Raw genomic sequence first — 22,006 nt, 5'->3', positions numbered from 1 at the left:
CGCTCCGGCAAAGGCTATCACGAGACAAAGAAAATGCGGCAGTGGCTTTCGCCAGTGCCGCCCTTTCCTGCGAGCATGAGCTTGGAGGGCTCAGGTCGGTTTCAGTGCACCGCCGTGCTTGTCGAGTTCGTAGTCGGCGATCTGCTTGGCGCGGTCGGAACGGGCCGCGGCCTGGTGATCGGTCGCAATCGTCATGTACACGGCCGGCAGCACGAACAGCGTGAACAGCGTGCCGATCGTCATGCCGGCCACGACCACGAGCCCGATCGAGAAGCGGCTGGCAGCGCCGGCGCCCGAGGCGGTGAGCAGCGGCAATAGGCCAGTGACCATGGCCGCCGTCGTCATCAGGATCGGACGCAGACGAATCCGGGCCGACATCTCGATCGCCGAGCGGCGGTCCAGTCCCTCGTTGAGCTGCAGCTCGTTGGCGAACTCCACCATCAGGATGCCGTGCTTGGTGATCAGTCCGACCAGCGTCAGCAGGCCCACCTGGGTGTAGATGTTCATGGTGGCGACGCCGAAGAACAGCGGGATCAGCGCGCCGACGATCGCCATCGGCACCGAGATCATGATCACGAACGGATCGCGCAGGCTCTCGAACTGCGCCGCCAGCACCAGGAAGATGATGATGATGGCGAACGCGAAGGTGACGAGCAGCTGGTTGCCCTCGTGGACGTATTGCCGGGAGTCGGCCAGGAAGTCGTAGCTGAAGCCGGACGGCAGCTTCTTGGCTTCACCCTGCAGGAACTCCACCGCCTGCCCCATCGAGACGCCGGGCATCGGCACGGCCTGGAAGGTCGACGAGTTGAGCTGGTTGTAGTGGGTCAGCGCGTTCGGATCGACGCCGGTCTCGACCGAGACCACCGTCGACAGCCGCACCAGTTGCCCGGTCGCGGTCGGGACGTAGTAGTTGTCGAACGACTCAGGCGCGAGCCGGCTGGCGCGCGGCACCTGCGGGATCACCTGATAGGAGCGACCTTCGAGGTTGAAGCGGTTGACATAGTTGCCGCCGAGCAGCGTCGCCAGCGCGCCACCGATCTGCTGCATGGTGATGCCGAGGTCGCTCGCCTTGGAGCGATCAACCTTCACCCGGACCACCGGCTGGTTGAAGTCGAGGTCGCTGTCGGTGACGATGAACAGGCCGCTCTTGCGCGCAGCATCCTTCAGCTTGTTCATCTGGTCGAACACCTGCTGGAAGCCGGCGGTCGAAGAGATCACCATCTGCACCGGCAGACCGCCGGGGCCGCCGGGCAACGGCGGCAGGCTGAACGCGAACGCGCTGACGCCTTCGATCTTCGACAGCTCGGCCTGCACCAGCGGCTGCAGCGTCTGGGCCGAACGCTTGCGCTCATCCCACGGCTTGAGCAGCATGCCGGCGAAGCCGCCCTGCGGACCAGTGATGCCGTTCAGGATGAACCGCAGGTCGGTCTCGGGAAACTTCTGGAACTCCTTGTCCATCTTGTCGCCGTAGAAATCGATGTAGTCGATGTTGGCGTATTTCGGCGCCTTGGTCACCGCGAACACGATGCCCTGGTCTTCCTGCGGCGCCAGCTCCTTCTGGATGTGCATATAGAGGAAGCCGACCAGTCCGAGGATGGTCACGGCGAACAGCGCCGTGATCGGACGGTAGTCGAGCGAACGGTCGAGCTGGCGGCCATAGGCGCGCGTCAGCGCGCCGAACACGCGATTGACCAGCCTGGAGAAACGTCCCTCTTCCGCGCTCTTGAGGAACACCGAGCACATCATCGGCGACAGCGTCAGCGCGATCACGCCCGACACGATCACCGAGCCGGCCAGCGTGAAGGCGAATTCGCGGAACAGCGTGCCGGTCACGCCGCCGAGGAAGCCGATCGGCGCGTACACCGCGGCCAGCGTGATCGTCATCGAGACGACGGGGCCGACGATTTCGCGCGCGCCTTTCAGTGATGCCTGCACCGGTGGCAGGCCCTCCTCGAGATGTCGATGGATGTTCTCCACCACCACGATGGCGTCGTCGACGACGAGGCCGATCGCGAGCACCATCGCCAGCAGCGTCAGCAGGTTGAAGCTGAAGCCTGCCGCCAGCATCAGGATGCAGACGCCGACCAGCGACAGCGGGATCGTGACGACGGGGATGATCACCGACCGCAGCGAGGCCAGGAACAGGAAGATGACGACGACGACGATCAGCACCGCTTCGGTCAGCGTCTTCTCGACCTCATCGATCGACGATTGAATGAACTTGGTGGAGTCGTAGGCCACCTTCATCTTCATCGACGGCGGCAGGTTGCGCTCGAGGTCGGGGAACAGCGCGCGCACGCCCTTCACCAGGGTCAGCGGGTTGCCTTGCGGCGTCGCCTTGATGCCGATGAAGATCGCATGCTCGCCGTTGAAGGCGACGCTGGCGTCGGTCGACTGCGCCGCGAGCTCCACCGTCGCGATGTCCTCGATCCGCACGAAGCCGCCGTCCTTCGCCTTCACGATCATGCGCTTGAACTGATCGATGTTCTGAAGGTCGGTGTTGGCCGAGACGTTGGAGACGATGAAGAAGCCCTTGGTCTGGCCGGCGGCCGCCTGGAAGTTGTTGGCGGCGATCGCAGCGGCGACGTCGTTGGGCGACACGCCGCGTCCGGCCATCCGGGTCGGATCGAGCCAGACGCGCATCGCGAAGGTCTGGCCGCCCAGGATGTCGGCCGATGCGACGCCGTCGACCGTCGAGAGCACCGGCTGCACGACGCGGGTCAGATAGTCCGAGATCGCCGATCCGGTCAGCTCTTCGCTGGAGAAGCCGAGATACATCACGGCGATGGTGTCACCGGTCGCCTTGGTCACGACCGGGTCGAAGGCTTCCTTCGGGATCAGGTATTTGACCGAGTTGACCTTGGCGAGCACCTCGGTGAGCGCCTGGTTCGGATCGTGATTGAGCTTGACGTAGACCTGGATCGTCGAGGTGCCGAGCACCGAGTTCGACGTCATGTAGTCGACGCCTTCAGCCGAAGCGACGGCCTGCTCGATCGGCGTGGTGATGAAGCCGTTGATCAGCTCCGGCGACGCGCCGGGATATGACGTCGTGATCGTCACGACGGTATTCGAGAGATTCGGATATTGCCGGATCGGCAGCACCATCGCAGCGCGCAAGCCGATCAAGAGGATCAGCAGGCTGACGACGACCGACAGCACCGGGCGCTTGATGAAAATATCAGTGAAGGCCATCGCCAACTCGATTCGTGTTGTCTGCCGGTTGCGGCAACATGTGGCGGAGGGCCATCAGGCCCTCCGGGTTTGGATAGTGGAGATCAGTAACGCGGCGGCTCGGCCGGAATCGGCGGCGCCGGGTCGGTCGAGATCGCAACCGCCATGCCCGACTGCAGCTTGATCTGGCCGACGGCCACGACCTTGTCCCCGGCCTTCAGGCCCTTGAGGATCTCGACGCGACCCTCGAGGCGGTTGCCCGTCTTCACGAAGGTACGCTCGGCGGTCAAGGTGGTCTTGCCGTCCTCGCCCTTCTTCTCGGTGATCAGGAACACGGAGTCGCCGTACAGCGTGTAGTCGACCGCGGTTTCCGGAACCGTGACGACCGGCGGCTTGTCCGGCAGCACGATCGTGGTGGTCGCGAACATGCCGGGCTTGAGGATGCTGTCCGGATTCTGGATCGTGGCCTGGACCTTGATGTTGCGGGTGTCGGTCGCAATCTGCGGCTCGATGGTCGTGATCTTGCCTTCGAAGGTACGGCCCGGATAGGCGTCGACCTTGATCCGCACGGTCTGGCCGACCTTGATCTGCGAGCTCTGCTTCTCGGTCACGGTCATGTTGGCATACAGCACCGACAGGTCGGTCAGCGACACGATCTGCGTGCCGGCCGTCAGATACTGGCCGACTTCGACCTGGCGAACGCCGAGATCGCCTTCGAACGGTGCGCGCACCAGCTTCTGCGAGATCAGCGCTTCGGTCTTGGCGATGCCAGCCTTGGCCTGGTCGTAGGTCGCCTGCGCCGTATCGACGGTCGACTGCGGCCCGAACTGGCGCGACGCGAGCTGCTTGGCGCGGTCGAGCTGCTGCTCGCCCACGGTCGCCTGCGCCTTGAAGCTGGCGAGGTCGCCCTGCTCCGGCGCGTCGAACAGCTGCACCAGCGGCGTGCCCGCCTTCACATGGCTGCCCGCGGTGAACAGGATCTCGGTGATGCGGCCCGGCACGTCGGTCGTGACGTTGACCTGGTGCACCGCGACGAGATCGCCGACGGCGCTCAAGAGGTTCGGAATCACTTCCGTCTTCGCCTCGGCGGCCGAGACGTTCGACGGCGGCGGCTTATTGTTGGCGAAGAACTGCGCGATCATGTGGCTGCGGAAGGCGTTGAAGCCGACCAGCGCGCCGACCAGCAGGGCCAGCAACAGGCCTACGATGATGAACCAACGCACCAAACGGACGGGACGCTTGGCTTGCTTCTCCTTGATCGGTTGCCCCGAGATGTGGCTTTCGGTCTGAATATTCATGTCATGCACTTTCTGCAGTTACCGACGGTCCTGCGCTCGGCGACGGCTGGCGGCCCAAATGAGTTGAAATTGCGGCTTCGGTAAGTCCGATGCCGCGAAGAATGAACTGGCAAAGCTGCTGCTCTGCCGCGGCGGCATCGCCATAGGGGAGACATGGTGTCGCAGGCAGCTGCGTCAGCGCGCCCATAAGCACGGTATGATGCGCAAACCAGAATAGGTTGAGCGGCTCGTCGCCGATCCGCGTCGCTTCGCCGGCAGCGATCGCCCGCTCGAGCGAAGCTGCGAAGGTCGGACCGATCAGCTTGCCGACCTTGTCGTAGAGCAGGCGCGCGAACTCGCCGTCGTCGAGATGGCTCGTCACCATCAGCCGCATCCGCTGCGCCTCTTCCTGGTCCGGCGCATCGCGCAGCTGCATGAAATGGCCGACCATGCCCTGCACCAGCTCGACCAGCGTCGCGGTCGACGGCTCCTGGCCGAGCAGATGGGCGAGATCGGGATCGGCCTCGCACTCCTCGGCAAGGATCTCGGCGTAGAGCGCGGCCTTCGACGGGAAGTGCTTGAACAGCAGCCCTTCCGAAATGGCAGCCGCGGCCGCCACGCTCTTTGTCGTGGTGCCGGCAAAGCCGTTGCGGGCGAAACACCGCTTTGCGGCGCTCAGGATCAACTGACGCCGCAAGTCACTCGTCATGCGTAAGGTAGACATTTGGGTCGTGAGTAATCACTCACTTTACCAAAAGTCAAGGTTCTATTGCACCGCGAAAGTCACTTTATATCGGAGTGTGTCCGATCGATCCGCGGATGCGGTTGACGATGTAGGTGCCGTCGCGGCTCGACAGCACGCGTTCCAGATTGGCCCCGTCGATCTTCGCGCTGGCGAACCGCGGCCCTGCCGTAACGTCTTGCAAAGACGAAGCAAAAGCCTCGACCTCGATCATCGTGCTGATCGCGCGGCTATCGGCGATTCCGCAGCCTTGGCAACACCCACGAGGTCGGCGGTTCCACCGGTATGGCTGGCCTGGCCACCGGTCTCGCCGTAGGCCTCGTTGTCCAGCACGATGATCGAGAGGTTTTTCGGCTGCTGCAGCGCGACAGTCGCGAGACTTCCCATCCCCATCAGCATCTCGCCGTCACCGGTGATCACGACGACAGGCAGGGTCGGCTGGGCAAGTGCGAGGCCGAGCCCGATCATCACGGCGCCGCCCATGCCGCCCCAGAGATAGAAGTTGCGGTCGTGGTCGCCGGCGGCGGCGATGTCATAGGTCGAGGCGCCGAGGCCGCCGACGGCGAAGGCACCCTTGCGATCCCGCAGCAGCTCGGCAACCACGGCGCGGCGGTCGAGGAGATTGGCTTTGCTCATTTGGTGAAGACCTTTGCCCCGATCAGGCGCTGCGACAGCAGGACGGCGGTTGGCGTGCAGGCGTTGTAGGCTTGCGCCGCGCCGGCTTCGACGACTTCCCGCACTTCGTCCGGATGCGAAGCGCGCAACACCTTGATCCCCGACAATTCGAGAATCCCTTGCGTGTTCGAGCCCATCGGCACCTGCCAGGGGTTGAACTCGCCCCATTCGCCGCGCATCGTCACCAGCGTCAGGAACGGCAGGCGGAAGATCTGCACCAGGGACAGCATGTTGATGCAATTGCCGACGCCGCTCGACTGCATCAGCAGCACGCCGCGCTGGCCGCCGGCCCAAGCGCCCGCGAGCAGCGCCACGCCCTCCTCCTCGGTCGTCAGCGCTATACCGCGCATCGAGGACGAACCCAGCACGCGCTCGATCAGCTCGGAATGCCCGGCGTCCGGCACGTAGGGCACCTGGCGCACCTCGAAGCGCTGCAATATCGAGAAGATCTCCTCGGGCCAGGAGGCCGCGGTGTCGGCACGGGCATGCATTGGCGTTTCCGGCTCTCTGTTGTTTGGCCGCGACTGTAGTGGGGCGCGCGCGCTTCATCAAAGCGCAATACCGCATATGGCTCTGCGATTTACTCGCACCGCGCGGCGCGGCGGCACCGGGTCCCAACTCCCCGCAAATTGTGTTGCGCGACCGCCGCTCGCGGCCTACGATAGTTGCAAATGAAACTAATTGGGTTGGAATCGCCATGGACGGGCACGCGCGAGAGCTGGCTGACGGCTTCGACCTGGAGAAGCTGACGCCTGAGTTCTACGCCAACCCCTACCCGACCTATCGCGCGCTGCGCGAGCATGCGCCGGTCAAGCGGCTGCCGAACGGCTGCTATTTTCTCACCCGCTACGACGACCTGATCGCCGCCTACAAGAACACCAAGGCATTCTCCTCCGACAAGAAGAAGGAGTTCCTGCCGAAATACGGCAACTCCCTGCTCTACGAGCACCACACCACCAGCCTCGTCTTCAACGATCCGCCGGCGCACACCCGCGTGCGTCGCCTGATCATGGGCGCCTTGTCGCCGCGCGCGATCGCCGGCATAGAGCCGGACCTGATCGCGCTGGTCGACAGCCTGCTCGACCGCATCGAGACCAAGGAGCAGTTCGAGCTGATCGGCGACTTTGCTTCTGCGATCCCTGTCGAGGTGATCGGCAATCTGCTCGACGTGCCGCATGACGAGCGCGAGCCGCTGCGCGACTGGTCGCTGGCGATTCTCGGCGCGCTGGAGCCCGTGATCGGCAAGGATGCGTTCGACTGCGGCAACAACGCGGTGAAGGATTTCCTCGCCTATCTCGAAACCCTCGTCGAACGCCGCCGCGCCAAGCCGGGCAACCCCGAGCGCGATGTGCTGACGCGATTGATCCGAGGAGAAGGTAATTGCGAGGACAATGGCGAGCGGCTGACCGCGAAGGAATTGCTGCATAACTGCATCTTCCTGCTCAACGCCGGCCACGAAACCACGACCAACCTGATCGGCAACGGGCTGGTGACGCTCACCCAATATCCCGATCAGAAGCAGCGGCTGCTCGCGCAGCCCGAGCTGATCAAGACCGCGGTCGAGGAGATGCTGCGCTACGAAAGCTCCAACCAGCTCGGCAACCGCATGATCGTGGAAGAGACCGAGCTCGGCGGCATCAAGCTGCCTGCCGGCACGCTGGTCACGCTGTGCATCGGCGCGGCCAACCGCGACCCCGGGCAATTCCCCGAGCCCGAGAGCTTCGACGTCGCACGCACGCCGAACCGCCACCTCGCCTTCGGCACCGGCGCGCATCAATGCGCAGGGACGGCGCTGGCGCGCCTCGAGGGCGCGATCGCGATCTCGCGCTTCCTCAAGCGTTTCCCGAACTATGCGCTCGACGGCGAGCCGGTGCGCGGCGGCCGGGTGCGCTTCCGCGGCTTCCTCAGCGTGCCCTGCAGCATCAACGCATAGAGCGCATTGTCCCCCCGCGAATTTGGCCGGTGACCCCACTTCCCTGTGGAGGAACCGATGACCAAATCAGTTGCAGGCGCGCATTGATGTAATCTAGTGCGCGACAGCGGGAGTGACACAGGATGAGTCCATCGGTCACTGATCTCCTCGCAACCGAAGCGCAGTTCGGCACCTACAATTACGAGCCGATCGGGGTCGTGCTGTCCCGCGGCGAAGGCGTCTGGGTTTGGGACACCGATGGCAACCGGTATCTCGACTGCCTCTCCGCCTATTCGGCGGTGAGCCAGGGCCACTGTCATCCGAAGATCCTGGCAGCAATGATCGAGCAGGCGCATCGGCTGACGCTGACCTCGCGCGCCTTCCACAACGACCAGCTCGCGCCGTTCTACCGCGAGCTCGCGGAGCTGACCGGCTCGCACAAGGTGCTGCCGATGAACAGCGGCGCTGAGGCGGTGGAGAGCGCGATCAAGTCGGTGCGCAAATGGGCCTATGAGGTCAAGGGCGTGCCGGACGGCAAGGCGGAGATCATTGTCTGCGCCAACAATTTCCATGGACGCACGCTCGGCATCGTCGGGTTCTCGACCGACGCCGGGTCACGCGACCATTTCGGCCCGTTCGCGCCGGGCTTCAAGATCATCCCGTTCGGCGATGCCACAGCGCTCGAGCAGGCGATCACGCCTGATACCGCGGCCTTCCTGGTCGAGCCGGTGCAGGGCGAAGCCGGCGTCATCATTCCCCCGGCGGGCTATTTCGCGCGCGTGCGCGAGCTGTGCACCGCGCGCAACGTGATGCTCGTGCTCGACGAGATCCAGACCGGGCTCGGCCGCACCGGAAAGCTGCTCGCCGAGCAGCACGAGGGCATCGAGGCCGACGTGACGCTGCTCGGCAAGGCGCTATCGGGCGGCTTCTATCCGGTGTCGGCGGTGCTCTCCAACAACGCTGTGCTCGGCACGCTGCGGCCGGGCCAGCACGGCTCGACCTTCGGCGGCAACCCGCTGGCTTGTGCGGTGGCACGCGCGGCGCTCCGCGTGCTGGTCGAGGAAGGAATGATCGAGAACGCCGCGCAACAGGGGGCGCGCTTTCTCGCCGGATTGCAGGACATCCGCGCCAACGTGATCCGCGAGGTGCGCGGGCGCGGGCTGATGCTGGCGATCGAACTGCACCCGGAAGCCGGCGGCGCCCGCCGCTATTGCTTGGCGCTGCAAGCGCGTGGCATCCTCGCCAAGGACACTCACGAGCACACCATCCGCATCGCCCCGCCGCTGGTGATCACGGCCGACCAGGTCGACTGGGCGCTGGAGCGGATCGCGGCTGCCCTGACCCAGGATGTCTCCTGACGGTTCCCTGCGTCGGAAGACCGCGCGGCCGGCTACAGCGAACGAGAACGAATTCGACATCCGCGCGTTGAAGCTCTGCGGGCAGGAATGGACGGAGAGCTACGCTCATGCCTTCCCGTCGTGCTGGGCTTATTGTCTCATTGATTAGTGCCTCAATGCTCGTGGCGAGCGGCGGTGCATCCGCCCAGCCGCACGTAAAGGGTGGTCCGGCGGCACGTCCAGCCGCGCCACCGGCGATGGCGCGTCCTGCCGCGCCGATGGTCCACGCCGCCCCGCCCGCGATGGCGCGACCGCCTGCAATGGCCCGGCCACCCGCGATGGCTCGGCCGGCCGCACCTGCGTTCCATGCCCCGCAGCGACCCGCGATGGCACCGCGCCCGGCACCGCATTTCGCCGCCCCGTCAGTGCGCCAGGCTCCCCATATCGCCGCACCGCGCGTCGCAACGCATCGACCCGAATTCCGTCGTGGCGCAGCGCCGCAGCGCCCGGCTCCTCATGTGGCCGCGCCATCACGCCCGAGCCCGCCGTCGCGCTTGAGCGCACGACCGTCGCCGACCGAGCGAATTCAACAGCGCGCGCAGCAGCATCAGCAGCTCATCCAGCAACGCCAGCAGACCGCGCAGCAGCGGCAGCGCGACACGCTCTCGCGCCAGACCGCGGAGCGGCAAGGCCGGATCGATCGCCTGCAGCAACGCGTGCAGCAATTGCAGTCGCAGAACGTTCAAGGCGCACGCGCGCAACGCGTCCATGACCGCGCGCTTCAGGCGCAGAACCGCCTGCTGCAGCGCGAGCAACGCTCACAGCAAGCCGACCTTGCCCGGCAGCAGCGATTGGCGCCGGCCGCGACGGTCGGGGCCGCCGCCGCGACCACCGCCGCGACGCAGGCCGCGGCACGAGCGGCCCAACGCGAGCGATTTGCCGCGCGCTTCCGCGAGCAAGCAGGTTCGCAAAGCCAGACGGCGCTTGCGATGCGCCAAGGCGGTTGGGCGCCCCGCAATGCCTGGCGGCGCGGCCATCGCGCGGCATTCGTGGCGTGGCTTGGCCCGGTGTTCCTGCCTTACGCCTATTCGGACATCTTCGATTACACGTTCTGGTCCTATGCCTACGAGCCCGGCTATTGGGCCTATGCCTATGACGACTTCGTCGACACCGTGTTCTGGGACACCAACAGTCCGTACTCCGCCTATGCCAGCGTCGAGCCTGGCGATTATCCGTCGACCGCAGGCCGCACGCGATCCCGTCAACGCGCCGATACGAGCCCGCAGGCCATCAAGCAGCTGTGCGGTGAACCCGACAAGGGCGTCACGGCCTGGCCGCTCGCCGACATCGCGCGGGTGGTGCGGCCGAACCAGCAGCAGCGCGCCTTACTGGACGATCTGAAGACTGCCGCAACGGAGGCCGCCAATGTCTTCAAGGACACTTGCAGCGACAGCTATGCCATGACGCCGACCGGCCGCTTGCGGTCGATGTTGAACCGCATCAGCGCGACGCTCGAGGCGATCAAGATCGTGCGGCCCGCGCTGGAGAATTTCTACAGCTCGCTCAGCGACGAGCAGCAGGCTCGCTTCAATGCGCTCGGTCCGCATATCGGCGGGCGTTCGGCGCAACAGCAGGACGCGATCGCGCAATCCGGCAATTGCGGCGATTCGAAATCCGACCTGGCGCAACTGCCGATCAGCCGGATCGAGGCCTCGCTTCATCCGGCGGGCAAGCAGAAGGAAGCGCTCGACCGCCTGAGCGATGCGACCGCAAAGGCCATCGCCGACCTGCAGGCCGCCTGCCCGAATGACGTCCCGTTGACGCCGGTCGGCCGGCTGGAGGCGATGCAGCACCGGCTCGAGGCCATGCAGAAGGCCGCGAAGCTGATCGAGCCTGCGCTGGACAAGTTCTATGCCTTGCTGAGCAGCGAGCAGAAGGCGCGCTTCAACACGCTGCAGCAGGTCGCAAGCCCCTGAGGCCTCCGGCCGGCGATCTTCACCGCCCGGTGAGCGCGACGCCGGTCCCCCGTCTTGCCTTTGCGGCCGCCGCACAGCAATGTTCGGCACCGGCATCCTGATGCCGTGTCGAATGACGGGGCGGGAATGAAACGCAGTTGGACTGATATCAGTGAGCTGCGCAAGCGCTGGGGCGATTCCCTGCTGACCGTGCTCACGGCCCTGATCATGATCATGATGTTCGTGATAGCGCCGCTCCAGGCCCTCGGCCTGTTCGAATTCCAGATCTTCGAACTGCTGCTCGCGCTGTTCCTGGTCGGCGGCGTGTTCCTGATGTCGGGGAGCGCAATCGCGGTCGCCGCGATGCTGGTTGCGCTTGCCATGATCGTCACCGGCGGAGTCCTGAGGCTGCGTTCGCCCTCGATCATCGACCTCAATCTGTTCGCCGGCTCGTGGCTGATCGTCGGCATCACCCTGGCCGTGACGGTGGCTCGGGCGACGTTTGCGCCGGGCCGTGTCACCTATCACCGCGTGATCGGCGCCGTCCTGCTCTATCTATCCGTTGCCGTGATCTTCTCGGCACTCTACACCTTCATCGGCACGCTGCTGCCGAACGCCTTTTCCGGGATGAAGATGGAGGACAGTCCGGCGCTGGCGAACCAGATGATCTATTTCAGCTTCATGACGCTGACGACCACCGGCTATGGCGACGTCGCCCCGCTGCATCCGATCGCGCGCAGCCTGTGCAATCTCGAGGCGATCTTCGGCCAGCTCTATCCCGCGACGCTGCTGGCGCGGCTCGTGACGCTCGAGATCACGCACAGCGATCAGGATTCGTGAGCACGATGCGGGACCAGGCGGGCGGCTATCTGAACCGCAGGTTTGCGCGAGAAAGCTGGCCGATCGAGGAATACCCCATCAACCGCATGTCCCGCACCAGCTCGGTCTGCAGCAGACCAAGCGCCCGCTCGACTCCAGCCTGGCCGGCCGCCGCCAGCGGATAGAGATAGAAGCGTCCGAGACCGACGGCCTTGGCGCCCAGCGACAGCGCCTTCAGCACATGGGTGCCGCGCTTGATGCCGCCGTCCATCATCACATCGATCCGGTCGCCCACGGCATCGACGATCTCGGCCAGCTGATCGAACGCCGCCCGCGAGCCATCGAGCTGCCGGCCGCCGTGATTGGACAGAATGATGCCGGTGCAGCCGATCTCGACCGCACGCTTGGCATCATCGACCGACATGACGCCCTTCAGGCAGAACTGGCCGTTCCACTGCCGGACCATTTGCGCGACGTCGTCCCATGTCATGGCCGGATCGAGCATCTCGGTGAAATAGCGCCCGATCGACATCGCGCCGCCGCTCATGTCGACATGCTCATCGAGTTGCGGCAGCTTGAAGCTCTCATGCGTGACATAGTTGATGGCCCATGCCGGCTTGATGGCGAATTGCAGCATGCCGCCGAGCGTGAGCCTGAACGGGATCGAGAATCCGGTGCGCAGGTCGCGCTCGCGGTTGCCGCCGGTGATGCTGTCGACCGTCAACATCATCACGTCGACGCCGGCCTGCTCGGCGCGCTGCATCATCGCCGTGTTCAGGCCGCGGTCCCGGTGAAAATAGAACTGATAGACCTGCGGCGTCGCGTAGGCCTTGCGCAATTCCTCCAGGCTCACGGTGCCGAGCGAGGACACGCCAAACATCGTGCCATATTTTGCCGCGGCGGCAGCGACGGCCCGCTCGCCCTCATGATGAAACAGACGCTGTAGCGCGGTCGGCGAACAATAGAACGGCGTCGCCAGCTTCTGGCCCATCACGGTGACGGAGAGATCGACGTTCTCGACGCCGCGCAAGATATTCGGCACCAGATCGCACCGCTCAAAGCTCGCGGTGTTCTGCCGAAGCGTCGCCTCGTCGTCCGCCCCGCCGTCGATATAGTCGAAGATCGGCCTCGGAAGCCGCCGCCGCGCCAGTTCGCGGAAGTCATGGAAATTGTGGCAATCGCTCAAGCGCATGTCGTGCTCCGAAGGTCCGGACCGCGGCGGGCAGCGGCTTTCCTGTACCGTGCACACTCACCACGAACCGGAATAACGGGCACGCCTCGCCTTGTCCACCGGACGAGGTTGGCGGGTCAAACCACCGTCCGGTGGCGCTCGATGCAGGTCCGCAGCACCTCGTCCAGCGGCCGGCTCCACCAATCATTCGAGAAAATCTCGATCTCCGAATAGCCGGCAAAGCCCTGCGCTTCGACCATTGCGCGCACCGATTTGATGTCGATGACGCCGTCGCCCATCATGCCGCGGTCGTTGAGGATGTCCTTGGTCGGCACAAGCCAGTCGCAGACATGGAACGCGAGCAGGCGATCCCTGCCGGCGCGCGCGATCTGGCCCGTCAGCTCCGGGTCCCACCAGATATGATAGACATCGAGCGCGACGCCGATCGCGCCGCTGCGGCCGGGATCGAGCGCGTCGCAGATGTCGAGCGCCTGCTTTGTCGTGTTCACACAGGCGCGGTCGGCGGCATAGGCCGGATGCAGCGGCTCGATCGCGAGCGGCAGTTTTGCTTGCCTTGCATAGTCAAGCATCTCGGCGATGCCGTCATGGACCTGATTGCGCGCCGCGGCGATGTCCTTCGAGGTTGCGCTGCCCGGCCGCGAATATTGCGGCAGGCCGCCGACCACGAGCACGATGCAGGGGGCGCCGAGCGCGGCGGCCTCGTCGACCGCCCGGCGGTTGTCGTCACGCGCCTCGCCGTGATGCGCGCCATCGGCCGTGAACATGCCGCCGCGGCAATAGCCCGAGAGATCGAGCCCGGCATCCTTCAATGCGCGCACCGCACGGTCGAGGCCGACGGCTGCGACCTGGTCGCGCCAGGGATCGATGGCGCGGATGCCATGGCGCGCGCTGGCGTCGATGATGGCGAGGAGATCGCCCTGCTTCCGGACGGTCGCCGTGTTCAGCGACAGCCAGCGGTGGTCATTGGAAAAATCGCGCATCAGGCGTCGATACCGCGTGTTGTCAGGACGGCCTGCATCCGGCGTGTCGCAAGCTCCGGATTGGCAAGCAGCCCCGCCTGGTCGGCGAGCCGGAACAACTCGGCGAGATGCAGGGTCGAGCGCGCGCTTTCCTGTCCGCCGACCATTGTGAAATGATCCTGGTGACCGTTCAGATAAGCCATGAACACGATGCCGGTCTTGTAGAAGCGGGTCGGCGCTTTGAAGATGTGGCGCGACAGCGGCACCGTCGGTCCCAGCACATCATGGAAGCCGGCCGCATCGCCGGCCGCGAGCCGCGACAGCGCATAGGAGGCGGCGGGCGCGATCGCGTCGAAAATGCCGAGCAGCGCGTGGGAGAAGCCCTTGTCGTCGCCGGCGATCAGCTCCGCATAATTGAAGTCGTCGCCGGTGTACATTTTCACGCGCGGATCGAGCCGACGCCGCATGTCGATCTCGCGCTGCTTGTCGAGCAGCGAAACCTTGACGCCATCGACCTTGGCCGCATTGGCGTTGATGATCGCAACCGCCGTGTCCATCGCGCTGTCGAGATCGGCCGTGCCCCAATAGCCTGACAGCGCCGGATCGAACATGTCGCCGAGCCAGTGGATGATCACGGGTTCGCGGACCTGCGACAGCACGCGGTCGTAAACTCTAGCGTAATCCTCCGCATTCCTTCCGAGCTTTGCCAGCGCGCGCGAGGCCATCAGGATGATGCGGCCGCCGGCCTTCTCCACCGCCGCGATCTGCTCCTCATAGGCGCGGATCACGTCGTCGATCGACTTGGCATCTTCCACTGCGAGGTGATCGGTGCCGGCACCGGAGAACACCAGCGCGTTGCCCCTGGCCTTCGCCGCCTTCACGGAGCGCTGGATCAACTCCAGCGAGGTCGCCCAGTCCAGCCCCATGCCGCGCTGCGCGGTGTCCATCGCCTCGGCGACACCGAGGCCGAGGTCCCAGACGTGCTCGCGGAATGCGATCGTCTTGTCCCAGTCGATCGCGGCCGTCAGCCAGGGATCGACATCGGCGCGGGGATCGGCGACCACATGGGCGGCCGAGAACGCCACGCGATTGAGCGTGCCCTCGAGCTTCGCCGGAAAGGTCCGCGACGCCGCCAGGCGGTAGGTCTCCAGGCCTCCATTTGCGGCCGGCAGCTTCAGCGACAGCGACGACGTCGGCGGGACTGGCTTGTTCATGACGAGTCCTCTCTCAGACCACGATCGGGGCGACGTCGATCCAGCGCCGCTCCTTCCAGCTCTGCAGCGCGCATTCCGCGAGCTGCACGCCCTTGGCGCCTTCGAGCAAGGTGTATTTGTAGGGCGCATCCTCGCAGACATGGCGGATGAACATCTCCCACTGCTCCTTGAAGCCGTTGTCGTAGACGACGTTCTCCGGCAGCTTCTGCCAGTCGGCATAGAAATCGTGCATGCGTTTCTCGTCCGGATTCCACACCGGCCGCGGCGTCGCCTGGCGTGCCTGGATCACGCAGTCGGTCAGGCCCGCCACCGCGGAGCCATGAGTGCCGTCGACCTGGAAGGTGACGAGGTCGTCGCGGTAGACGCGCGTCACCCAGCTCATGTTGATATGCGCGATCACGCCACCCTTCAGCTTGAACGTGGCGTAAGCGGAATCGTCGGCGGTCGCCTGGTACTTCCCGCCCTTCTCGTCATAGCGTTCCGGGATATCTGTCGTGCCGATACAGACCACGCTCTCGACCTCTCCGAACAGATTGTCGAGCACGTAGCGCCAGTGGCAGACCATATCCAGGATGATGCCGCCGCCATCCTCGGCGCGGTAGTTCCACGACGGCCGCTGCGCCTCCTGCCAGCCGCCTTCGAACACCCAATAGCCGAACTCGCCTCGCACCGAGAGCATGCGGCCGAAGAAGCCGGAGTCGCGCAGGAAGGCGAGCTTCTTCAGGCCCGGCAGGAACAGCTTGTCCTGCACCGTGCCGTGCTTCACCCCCTTGGCATTGGCGAGCTTCACGACCGCGACGGCCTCTTCCAGATTGGTCGCGATCGGCTTCTCGCAATAGACATGCTTGCCGGCGTTGATCGCCTTGGTCAGCAGCGAGGGCCTCGCCTGCGTGGTGGCAGCATCGAAGAACACGGTGTCGCCCTTGTCGGCCAATGCGCGGTCGAGATCGGTGGTGTGACGCTCGATGTTGTAGCGTTTTGCCAATGCGCCGACCTTCTCGGCGTCGCGGCCGACCAGGATCGGATCCGGCATGACGCGGTCGCCATTCGAAAGCAGCACGCCGCCCTGCTCGCGGATCGCGACGATCGAGCGGATCAGATGCTGGTTGAGCCCCATCCGGCCGGTGACGCCGTTCATGATCAGGCCGAGGCGTTTGGTCGTCATACTGTCTGCTCCTGCGAAACGCGTGGTGTGGGCCGCTTGAGCGGCTGCATGGTGGACCAGTCCGGATGGATCGAACTGGCGAAACCCGGGACGACGAGCGATCCGGTCAGCAGATCGCCGTCATGAATCGCAAGGCGGACCTTGCCGCCGCCGCGCGTGTAGAGATCGGGATGCGCGGTGAGAAACGCATCAGCTTCATCAGCCGGGGTGTCGGCAAAGCCGTCGACATAATGGTGCCCGTTGCGCTCGGCATGGGTGACGCCGATCAACGCCCCGAGCGCGAGGTCCTGCTGCACGCCGAGCCCGGCCTGGCAGGTCAGATCCTCGCCGCTGATGAAATACCGACCGCCATCGGAACTCCACGCCGCTGCGCGCGTCGCATTGATGATCGACTTGTAGATGCCCTTGCACGATTTCGAGGAGATGCCGCGATAGCCGAGCGCCCGCGCCTGCGGGAAGGCATCGTAGGAATCGTCGGCCTCGTCGATGATGAAGTTCCGCGCGGCCAGCGTGCCAAGCGGCGAAGCCTTGGTGATATCGCGCGGCATCGGCTGCTCGATGTAGAGCAGGTTTGCCGCAATCGGCTCAAGCGCAGCGTCATGGTCGAGCCGGTCGACCAGTTCGTTCAGCGCGGCAAGATCGGCATATTGCTCGTTGGCATCGAGCGTAACCTTTGCCGCGTAGGGCAGCTTGGCGAGCTCTTGGCCGATCCGCGCAAGACGGGCCGCGTCATGGACGGGATCGCCGTTCAGCTTGAGCTTGAAATAGCGCGCGCCCGCGTTCTCGTTGCGGTCGGCGACGCCGCCCTCGCCTTCAACCTTGTCGTCCATCCCGACGGTATGCCTGACGGCGACACGGTCGAGCCGCTGGCTCCTCGACAGGAATTGGTCGATGGCGGCCACGTCGATATCCGGTGTCAGCCGCGCGTCGATGCCGGCGATATTGCCGGCCATGCCGTCGAAAAAATTCGCGCCGGCCGCGCGCAGCAGCGCATCGAGGATTGCCTTGTCGATCTCGGCCGAGCCGAAGCCGGCGGCGAGCGGCGGAATGTCTTCCGCGGCGCAGGCCGCGACCTGCGAACCGATACACAAGGCGTGCAGGCCGAACGCGGTCTCAAAATCCCGGTTCGCCAGATAAAGCTCGCGTGCGGTCGCAAGCGAGCGGCGCAGGCCGTCGAGCGACTGCGCTTCCGTCAGATGCGGCCGCTTGTCGAACCATTTCGGCGCCAGCATCTCGGCGCTGGCGCCGGTGGCGCGGCCCTTGCCCTCCACCTCGATCGCGACCCGCACGAACAGCTGCGTCGATGCGGTGATCGTCACCGCGCCGAAGCGGAACGGCCGGGCGAACACCAGCGGCCGTTCAAAGAAGGCGATATCGTTGACCTTGAGGCGAAGCGACATTGAAGGCTCGGGTGTTAGTCCAGCGATCCCTGCGTGAAGAAATGCTTGCGGATCCGCTGCACCAGCTCGGTGAAGACCGGATCGGACATCGTCTCGAGCGAACGCGGCCGCGGCATCGGCACGTCATAGATCGCGGCGATCGCGCCGGGACGCTCGGTCATGACAAGCACCCGGTCGGCGAGGAACACGGCTTCGGGAATCGAGTGCGTGATCAACAGCACCGTCTTGCCGGTCTCGCGCTGGATCCGCATCAGCTCGACATTCATCCGCTCCCGCGTCATGGCGTCGAGCGCGCCGAACGGCTCGTCCATCAGCATGATCTTGGGATCGTGCACCAGCGCGCGGCAGATCGAGGCGCGCTGCTGCATGCCGCCGGACAATTGCCAGGGCAGCTTCTTCTCGAAACCCTCGAGCCCGACCAGCTTCAGCAGCGCCTTGGCGCGGGCGAGATATTTGTCGCGGGCGAGCCGCTTCATGTCGATCGGCAGCATCACGTTGGAGAGGATGTTGCGCCAGGGCAGCAGCAGCGCGTTCTGGAACACGATGCCGACATTGCCGTGCGGCTTGGTCACCACCTCGCCGTCGACCAGCACCTCGCCCGTCGTCGGCGGCAGCAGGCCCGAGATCATCTTCAGCAGCGTGGACTTGCCGCAGCCGGAGGGTCCGACCACGACAAAGAACTCGCCGTCATTGATGGTGAAGTCGAGCGGCCGCAGCGACGGCACGTCACCATCGCGCGAGCGGTAGGTCTTCGACACGCCGGATAGTTTGATGCCCGGCGTTGCGCCGCCCGCGCGGTCCGACACCAGCCGCAGATACGCGGCGGGTTGCTCGGCAACTGTCTTCATCGCTGATTTCATGCGGCCTGGTCCAATCGAACGTAGTTTGCTGTGATCGTCATTGCGAGCGAAGCGAAGCAATCCATAGCGCCGCAAGCGTGGAGATGGATTGCTTCGTCGCTATCGCTCCTCGCAATGACGGAAAGGCAATCACGAGTCACCCTTCGGCAGATAGTCGTTGGTGTAGAACGCCTTCGGATTGGCCTTCGCCTTGGCGTCGAGGCCGCCATACTCGACCATCAGGTTGACCGACTCGGTCATGTTCTGGTCAGTGACCTGGAACGGCCGCCTGGTCTTGGTCTCCGGCGTGCGGTAGAGCGGGATGGTCAGCTCAAAACCCTGGGTCAGCGTGTCGATCTTGCCGCCTTTCGGGTTGGCGTCGAGGATCGACTGCGCGGCCGCCTTCGGGTCCTTCTCCGCAGCTTCCACCGCCTTGGTCGTCGCCGACATGAAGCGGCGGACCAGGTCAGCGTTGGCCTTCACATAGTCGGAGTTCGCGATGATGCCCGACGACACCATGTTGATGCCGTAGTCGGCGAACTTGATCGGATAGACGTCCTTGCCGGTGGCGTCCTTGATCTTCATCGACTGGTCCATGACGTAGCCGAGCAAGAGATCGGCCTGGCCGTTGATCACGGCGTTCAGCTTGGTCTGGCCGTCGCCGGCGACGGTGTTGAAGTCGCTTTCCTTGAGCCCGGTCTTCTTCAGGAACAGCGGCCAGATCTGCGTCATCGAATCCGCCGGCGTGATCGCAACCGTCTTGCCCTTGATGTCCTCCGGCTTCCTGATGTTCTTGTCGACGAAGCCCATCGCCGACATCGGGCTGGTCTGCAACAGCACACCCGTGGCGATCACGGGCGCGCCCTTCACCGCCGCGCGCATCATCGTCGGCACGTCGACATAGCCGAAATCGGCGGTCTTGGCCGCCACCGCCTGCGTGGTCGCGGCCGAGCCGCGGCCTTCCTGGATCTCGAGGTCGATGCCCTCGGCGGCATAGATGCCCTTGGCCTTGCCGTAGTAGAACGGCGCGTGCTCGCCATAGACGTACCAGTTCAGCATCAGCACGACCTTGTCGGCAGCGGATGCCGGTGCCACCGCGAGCGCGGTCCAGGCCAATGCGGCCATAACAGCAGTGATCAATCGCATCAGATTATCCTCCCGTTTTCTTTTTCGTCATTGCGAGCGAAGCGAAGCAATCCATCGTGCAGCAAGCGGGGAAATGGATTGCTTCGTCGCTATCGCTCCTCGCAATGACGTTGCTGTTGTTTCTGTGCACACATCCTAGGAAGCGAAACTGATGTCGTCGCGCTGGCTGACGTGCCAGGGGATCACCAGCCGCTCGATGCGGTCGACGATCCAGAACAGGATGACGCCGAGCAGCGCCAGGATCACCAGCGCCGCGAACATCGTCGGCAGGTCGAAGGTTCCGATCGAGCGCTGCATCACATAGCCGATGCCGGAATTGGAGCCGACGAACTCGCCGACCACCGCGCCGACGACGGCGAGCGTCACGGACACCTTCAGGCCCGAGAAGATCGCGGGCATCGCATGCGGCAGGTTGACCGCACAGAACACCTTGAAGCGGCTGCCCTGCATCGCGCGCGCGAGGTCAACCATGTCGGGATCGACCGACTTGAAGCCCTGCACCGCCGAGACCACCACGGGGAAGAAGCCGAGCAGGAACGCAGAAATCACCTTGGGAATGATGCCGAAGCCGAACCACACCACGAACAGCGGCGCGATCGCGATCTTCGGCACGGATTGCGAGAACACCAGCAGCGGATAGACGTAGCTCTCGACCGTCTTCGAGCCCGCGATCAGCATCGCGACGGGAATGCCGAACAGCGCCGAGAGCAGGAAGCCGCAGATTGTTGCGTAGGTGGTCGGCCAGGACTGCCGCAACAGTTCCGGCCAGTCGCTGATCAGCACCGAAACGACGTCGCCGGGCGACGGGATCTGATAGGCCGGGATGTGAAACAGGCGGATCGAGAGGTCCCAAGCCACCACGATGACCACCAGGAACAGGAACGGGCGGACCCACGCCGCATTCAGCACCTTCGATAGGCCCGAAGGGCTCTTTGCCTCCGCCACGTCGCGCTCCCTTGCAGTTTCTCTGTTCGGCTAGAAATTAACCTGTTGGATAAATACTGTCCAGCCCCTCGGACGCGGCAAAATCGCGCTGAAATCCCCCTACTTTCGTCAGGCAAGATTTTTGGTTCGACGGCTTTGTAGTGCTGTAGCCCGGATGAGCGAAGCGATATCCGGGGAAATCTGTCCGCGGATGGTCTAGTCCCGGATGTCGCTTCGCTCATCCGGGCTACGAGCTATCGCGCCTAGCGATGACTCCAGACGAACCGCGAAGCGCTCACACCACCCGGTGTTCGCTGGTGCGCAGCAGCGGCATCGCGCTGCCGACTTCGGCCGTGGACTTGCCGGTCAGCGCCGCCAGCACCAGCGCGGTCATGTGCTCGAGGCGCTCGTCGCGAGCGTCCTTCTTGAGCAGGTCGCGGCCGAAGATCACGCTCAAGGTGGCGCTGTTGGAGAGATAGAAGAACGCGAGCCCCGCGATCGAGATGTAGAGCTGCACCGGATCGACCGTGACACGGAAGTCGCCGCTTTCGACCCCGCGGGTCACCACGGTGCGGATCATTTCGACAAAGGGCGAGTGCATCGACTTGACCTTGGTCGAGCGCTTCAGGTGCTTCGCCTTGGCGAGGTTTTCCGTGTTCAGGAGCGCCAGGAACTCGGGGTTGCGCAGAAAATAGTTCCATGTGAAGTCGATCAGGCGCCCGATCGCATCGGGCGGATCGAGATGCTCGAGATCGAGCGTGCGCTCCTCGGCGCGGATCTTCTCATAGGCGCCTTCCAGCACCTCGAGATAGAGATCCTCCTTGTTGCCGACATGGTAGTACAGCATGCGCTTGTTGGCGCCGGCATTGGCCGCGATGCGGTCGACCCGCGCGCCGGCGAGGCCATGGGCGGCGAATTCCTGCTTGGCTGCCTCGAGAATCCGCAGCCGCATCCCCTGCGGGTCGCGCTGCCATCTCTGTATCCGCTTTGCCTTCGCCAATTCGATCGCCCGGTGATGCTGAATAGATCAATGTAACATGACGCGCGCCGTTTGAGAACGAATGTTGTCGTGACGGCGCTGCGGGAATATTTCTCACGGTGCCCCGACGTCATTCCGGGGCTCGCCTGTGGCGCGAGCGCGGAAGGCATCATGCGGATGTACAGGCCAAGCCCAGGCAACATATTCGGCGTCGTCCTGGCGAACGCCAGGACTCATTACCCCAAACGCTTATCGTTGCGCGGCGCTGGGGCCACGATCCCTTTCATCATCAAATGCGGT

At 64.6% G+C, this 22,006-nt stretch carries 19 protein-coding genes and 1 pseudogene; 5 read left to right on the top strand and 15 right to left on the bottom strand.

What is annotated here, in order from left to right; translation table 11 throughout:
- Window positions 1-90: 90 nt before the first annotated feature.
- The 5 genes and pseudogenes from AKN84_RS33965 to AKN84_RS33945 form a co-directional block, all read right to left on the bottom strand.
- Window positions 91-3,192 (bottom strand): multidrug efflux RND transporter permease subunit, encoded by a 3,102-nt coding sequence (locus AKN84_RS33965; RefSeq protein WP_050424828.1) that lies wholly within the window; start codon window positions 3,190-3,192, stop codon window positions 91-93.
- Between the two features lie 83 nt (window positions 3,193-3,275).
- Window positions 3,276-4,469: an efflux RND transporter periplasmic adaptor subunit gene (locus tag AKN84_RS33960; protein ID WP_050424827.1), complete on the bottom strand. Its 1,194-nt coding sequence runs from the start codon at window positions 4,467-4,469 to the stop codon at window positions 3,276-3,278.
- Between the two features lies 1 nt (window position 4,470).
- Entirely contained in the window at window positions 4,471-5,172 is a 702-nt protein-coding gene (locus AKN84_RS33955) for a TetR/AcrR family transcriptional regulator (RefSeq protein ID WP_050424826.1), read from the bottom strand.
- A 64-nt stretch (window positions 5,173-5,236) separates the two neighbouring features.
- A pseudogene (locus AKN84_RS33950) lies at window positions 5,237-5,826 on the bottom strand (thiamine pyrophosphate-dependent enzyme).
- Entirely contained in the window at window positions 5,823-6,356 is a 534-nt protein-coding gene (locus AKN84_RS33945; RefSeq protein WP_050424825.1) for a thiamine pyrophosphate-binding protein, read from the bottom strand. Before AKN84_RS33945 ends, AKN84_RS33950 begins: the two are co-directional and overlap by 4 nt.
- 206 nt (window positions 6,357-6,562) lie before the next feature.
- Between AKN84_RS33945 and AKN84_RS33940 the strand changes: the two genes are divergently transcribed.
- Window positions 6,563-7,798, top strand: a complete 1,236-nt coding sequence (locus AKN84_RS33940; protein WP_050424824.1) for a cytochrome P450 — start codon at window positions 6,563-6,565, stop codon at window positions 7,796-7,798.
- 122 nt (window positions 7,799-7,920) lie between these two features.
- Window positions 7,921-9,135 carry an ornithine--oxo-acid transaminase gene (gene rocD / locus AKN84_RS33935; RefSeq protein ID WP_050424823.1) on the top strand — a complete coding sequence of 405 codons (1,215 nt, stop codon included), beginning with the start codon at window positions 7,921-7,923 and terminating at the stop codon, window positions 9,133-9,135.
- Window positions 9,136-9,644: 509 nt separating this feature from the next.
- Here the strand turns inward: rocD and AKN84_RS49470 are convergent.
- The gene (locus AKN84_RS49470; RefSeq protein WP_244485658.1) at window positions 9,645-9,929 is read right to left on the bottom strand and encodes a hypothetical protein; all 285 of its coding nucleotides are present in this window, start codon (window positions 9,927-9,929) and stop codon (window positions 9,645-9,647) included.
- A gap of 36 nt (window positions 9,930-9,965) precedes the next feature.
- Between AKN84_RS49470 and AKN84_RS33930 the strand changes: the two genes are divergently transcribed.
- Both AKN84_RS33930 and AKN84_RS33925 read left to right on the top strand, forming a co-directional pair.
- A complete protein-coding gene (locus tag AKN84_RS33930) occupies window positions 9,966-11,090 on the top strand; it encodes a Spy/CpxP family protein refolding chaperone (RefSeq protein ID WP_244485657.1) in 1,125 nt (374 codons plus the stop codon).
- A 126-nt stretch (window positions 11,091-11,216) separates the two neighbouring features.
- Complete coding sequence (locus AKN84_RS33925) at window positions 11,217-11,909, top strand: potassium channel family protein (protein WP_050424821.1); 693 nt, start codon at window positions 11,217-11,219, stop codon at window positions 11,907-11,909.
- Between the two features lie 25 nt (window positions 11,910-11,934).
- Here the strand turns inward: AKN84_RS33925 and AKN84_RS33920 are convergent, their stop codons facing one another.
- The 9 genes from AKN84_RS33920 to AKN84_RS33880 form a co-directional block, all read right to left on the bottom strand.
- Window positions 11,935-13,080, bottom strand: a complete 1,146-nt coding sequence (locus AKN84_RS33920; RefSeq protein WP_050424820.1) for an alpha-hydroxy acid oxidase — start codon at window positions 13,078-13,080, stop codon at window positions 11,935-11,937.
- Window positions 13,081-13,196: 116 nt separating this feature from the next.
- On the bottom strand, window positions 13,197-14,060 hold the full coding sequence (locus AKN84_RS33915; protein WP_050424819.1) for a sugar phosphate isomerase/epimerase family protein: 864 nt from the start codon (window positions 14,058-14,060) through the stop codon (window positions 13,197-13,199).
- Window positions 14,060-15,253: a dihydrodipicolinate synthase family protein gene (locus AKN84_RS33910; RefSeq protein WP_050424818.1), complete on the bottom strand. Its 1,194-nt coding sequence runs from the start codon at window positions 15,251-15,253 to the stop codon at window positions 14,060-14,062. The genes AKN84_RS33915 and AKN84_RS33910 overlap by 1 nt, the downstream gene beginning before the upstream one ends.
- 13 nt (window positions 15,254-15,266) lie before the next feature.
- Window positions 15,267-16,418: a Gfo/Idh/MocA family protein gene (locus AKN84_RS33905; RefSeq protein ID WP_050424817.1), complete on the bottom strand. Its 1,152-nt coding sequence runs from the start codon at window positions 16,416-16,418 to the stop codon at window positions 15,267-15,269.
- Entirely contained in the window at window positions 16,415-17,818 is a 1,404-nt protein-coding gene (locus AKN84_RS33900; protein WP_050424816.1) for an enolase-like domain-containing protein, read from the bottom strand. Before AKN84_RS33900 ends, AKN84_RS33905 begins: the two co-directional genes overlap by 4 nt.
- Window positions 17,819-17,832: 14 nt before the next feature.
- Window positions 17,833-18,666, bottom strand: a complete 834-nt coding sequence (locus AKN84_RS33895; RefSeq protein WP_430649951.1) for an ABC transporter ATP-binding protein — start codon at window positions 18,664-18,666, stop codon at window positions 17,833-17,835.
- Between the two features lie 141 nt (window positions 18,667-18,807).
- The gene (locus tag AKN84_RS33890; RefSeq protein ID WP_050424814.1) at window positions 18,808-19,806 is read right to left on the bottom strand and encodes an ABC transporter substrate-binding protein; all 999 of its coding nucleotides are present in this window, start codon (window positions 19,804-19,806) and stop codon (window positions 18,808-18,810) included.
- Window positions 19,807-19,938: 132 nt separating this feature from the next.
- Entirely contained in the window at window positions 19,939-20,748 is an 810-nt protein-coding gene (locus tag AKN84_RS33885; protein WP_050424813.1) for an ABC transporter permease, read from the bottom strand.
- A gap of 274 nt (window positions 20,749-21,022) precedes the next feature.
- Entirely contained in the window at window positions 21,023-21,727 is a 705-nt protein-coding gene (locus AKN84_RS33880; RefSeq protein WP_193399703.1) for a TetR/AcrR family transcriptional regulator, read from the bottom strand.
- A gap of 69 nt (window positions 21,728-21,796) precedes the next feature.
- Between AKN84_RS33880 and AKN84_RS48650 the strand changes: the two genes are divergently transcribed.
- Window positions 21,797-22,006: hypothetical protein (locus AKN84_RS48650; protein WP_210168522.1), on the top strand; the 210-nt coding region annotated here is incomplete at its 3' end.

Origin of the sequence: Bradyrhizobium tropiciagri, assembly GCF_001189845.1 — a bacterium.
Lineage (GTDB): Bacteria > Pseudomonadota > Alphaproteobacteria > Rhizobiales > Xanthobacteraceae > Bradyrhizobium > Bradyrhizobium tropiciagri.
The sequence above is the reverse complement of the archived record's forward strand: the minus strand, read 5'-3'. Positions and strand labels throughout refer to the sequence as shown.

Coding starts and splice junctions, on each gene's coding strand:
- AKN84_RS33900 (WP_050424816.1), bottom strand. CDS start 17,818: ATGTCGCTTCGCCTCAAGGTCAACGATATCGCCTTCTTTGAACGGCCG.
- AKN84_RS33965 (WP_050424828.1), bottom strand. CDS start 3,192: ATGGCCTTCACTGATATTTTCATCAAGCGCCCGGTGCTGTCGGTCGTC.
- AKN84_RS33925 (WP_050424821.1), top strand. CDS start 11,217: ATGAAACGCAGTTGGACTGATATCAGTGAGCTGCGCAAGCGCTGGGGC.
- AKN84_RS33910 (WP_050424818.1), bottom strand. CDS start 15,253: ATGAACAAGCCAGTCCCGCCGACGTCGTCGCTGTCGCTGAAGCTGCCG.
- AKN84_RS33920 (WP_050424820.1), bottom strand. CDS start 13,080: ATGCGCTTGAGCGATTGCCACAATTTCCATGACTTCCGCGAACTGGCG.
- AKN84_RS33940 (WP_050424824.1), top strand. CDS start 6,563: ATGGACGGGCACGCGCGAGAGCTGGCTGACGGCTTCGACCTGGAGAAG.
- AKN84_RS33895 (WP_430649951.1), bottom strand. CDS start 18,666: ATGAAGACAGTTGCCGAGCAACCCGCCGCGTATCTGCGGCTGGTGTCG.
- AKN84_RS33915 (WP_050424819.1), bottom strand. CDS start 14,060: ATGCGCGATTTTTCCAATGACCACCGCTGGCTGTCGCTGAACACGGCG.
- AKN84_RS33955 (WP_050424826.1), bottom strand. CDS start 5,172: ATGTCTACCTTACGCATGACGAGTGACTTGCGGCGTCAGTTGATCCTG.
- rocD (WP_050424823.1), top strand. CDS start 7,921: ATGAGTCCATCGGTCACTGATCTCCTCGCAACCGAAGCGCAGTTCGGC.
- AKN84_RS33905 (WP_050424817.1), bottom strand. CDS start 16,418: ATGACGACCAAACGCCTCGGCCTGATCATGAACGGCGTCACCGGCCGG.
- AKN84_RS33945 (WP_050424825.1), bottom strand. CDS start 6,356: ATGCATGCCCGTGCCGACACCGCGGCCTCCTGGCCCGAGGAGATCTTC.
- AKN84_RS33960 (WP_050424827.1), bottom strand. CDS start 4,469: ATGAATATTCAGACCGAAAGCCACATCTCGGGGCAACCGATCAAGGAG.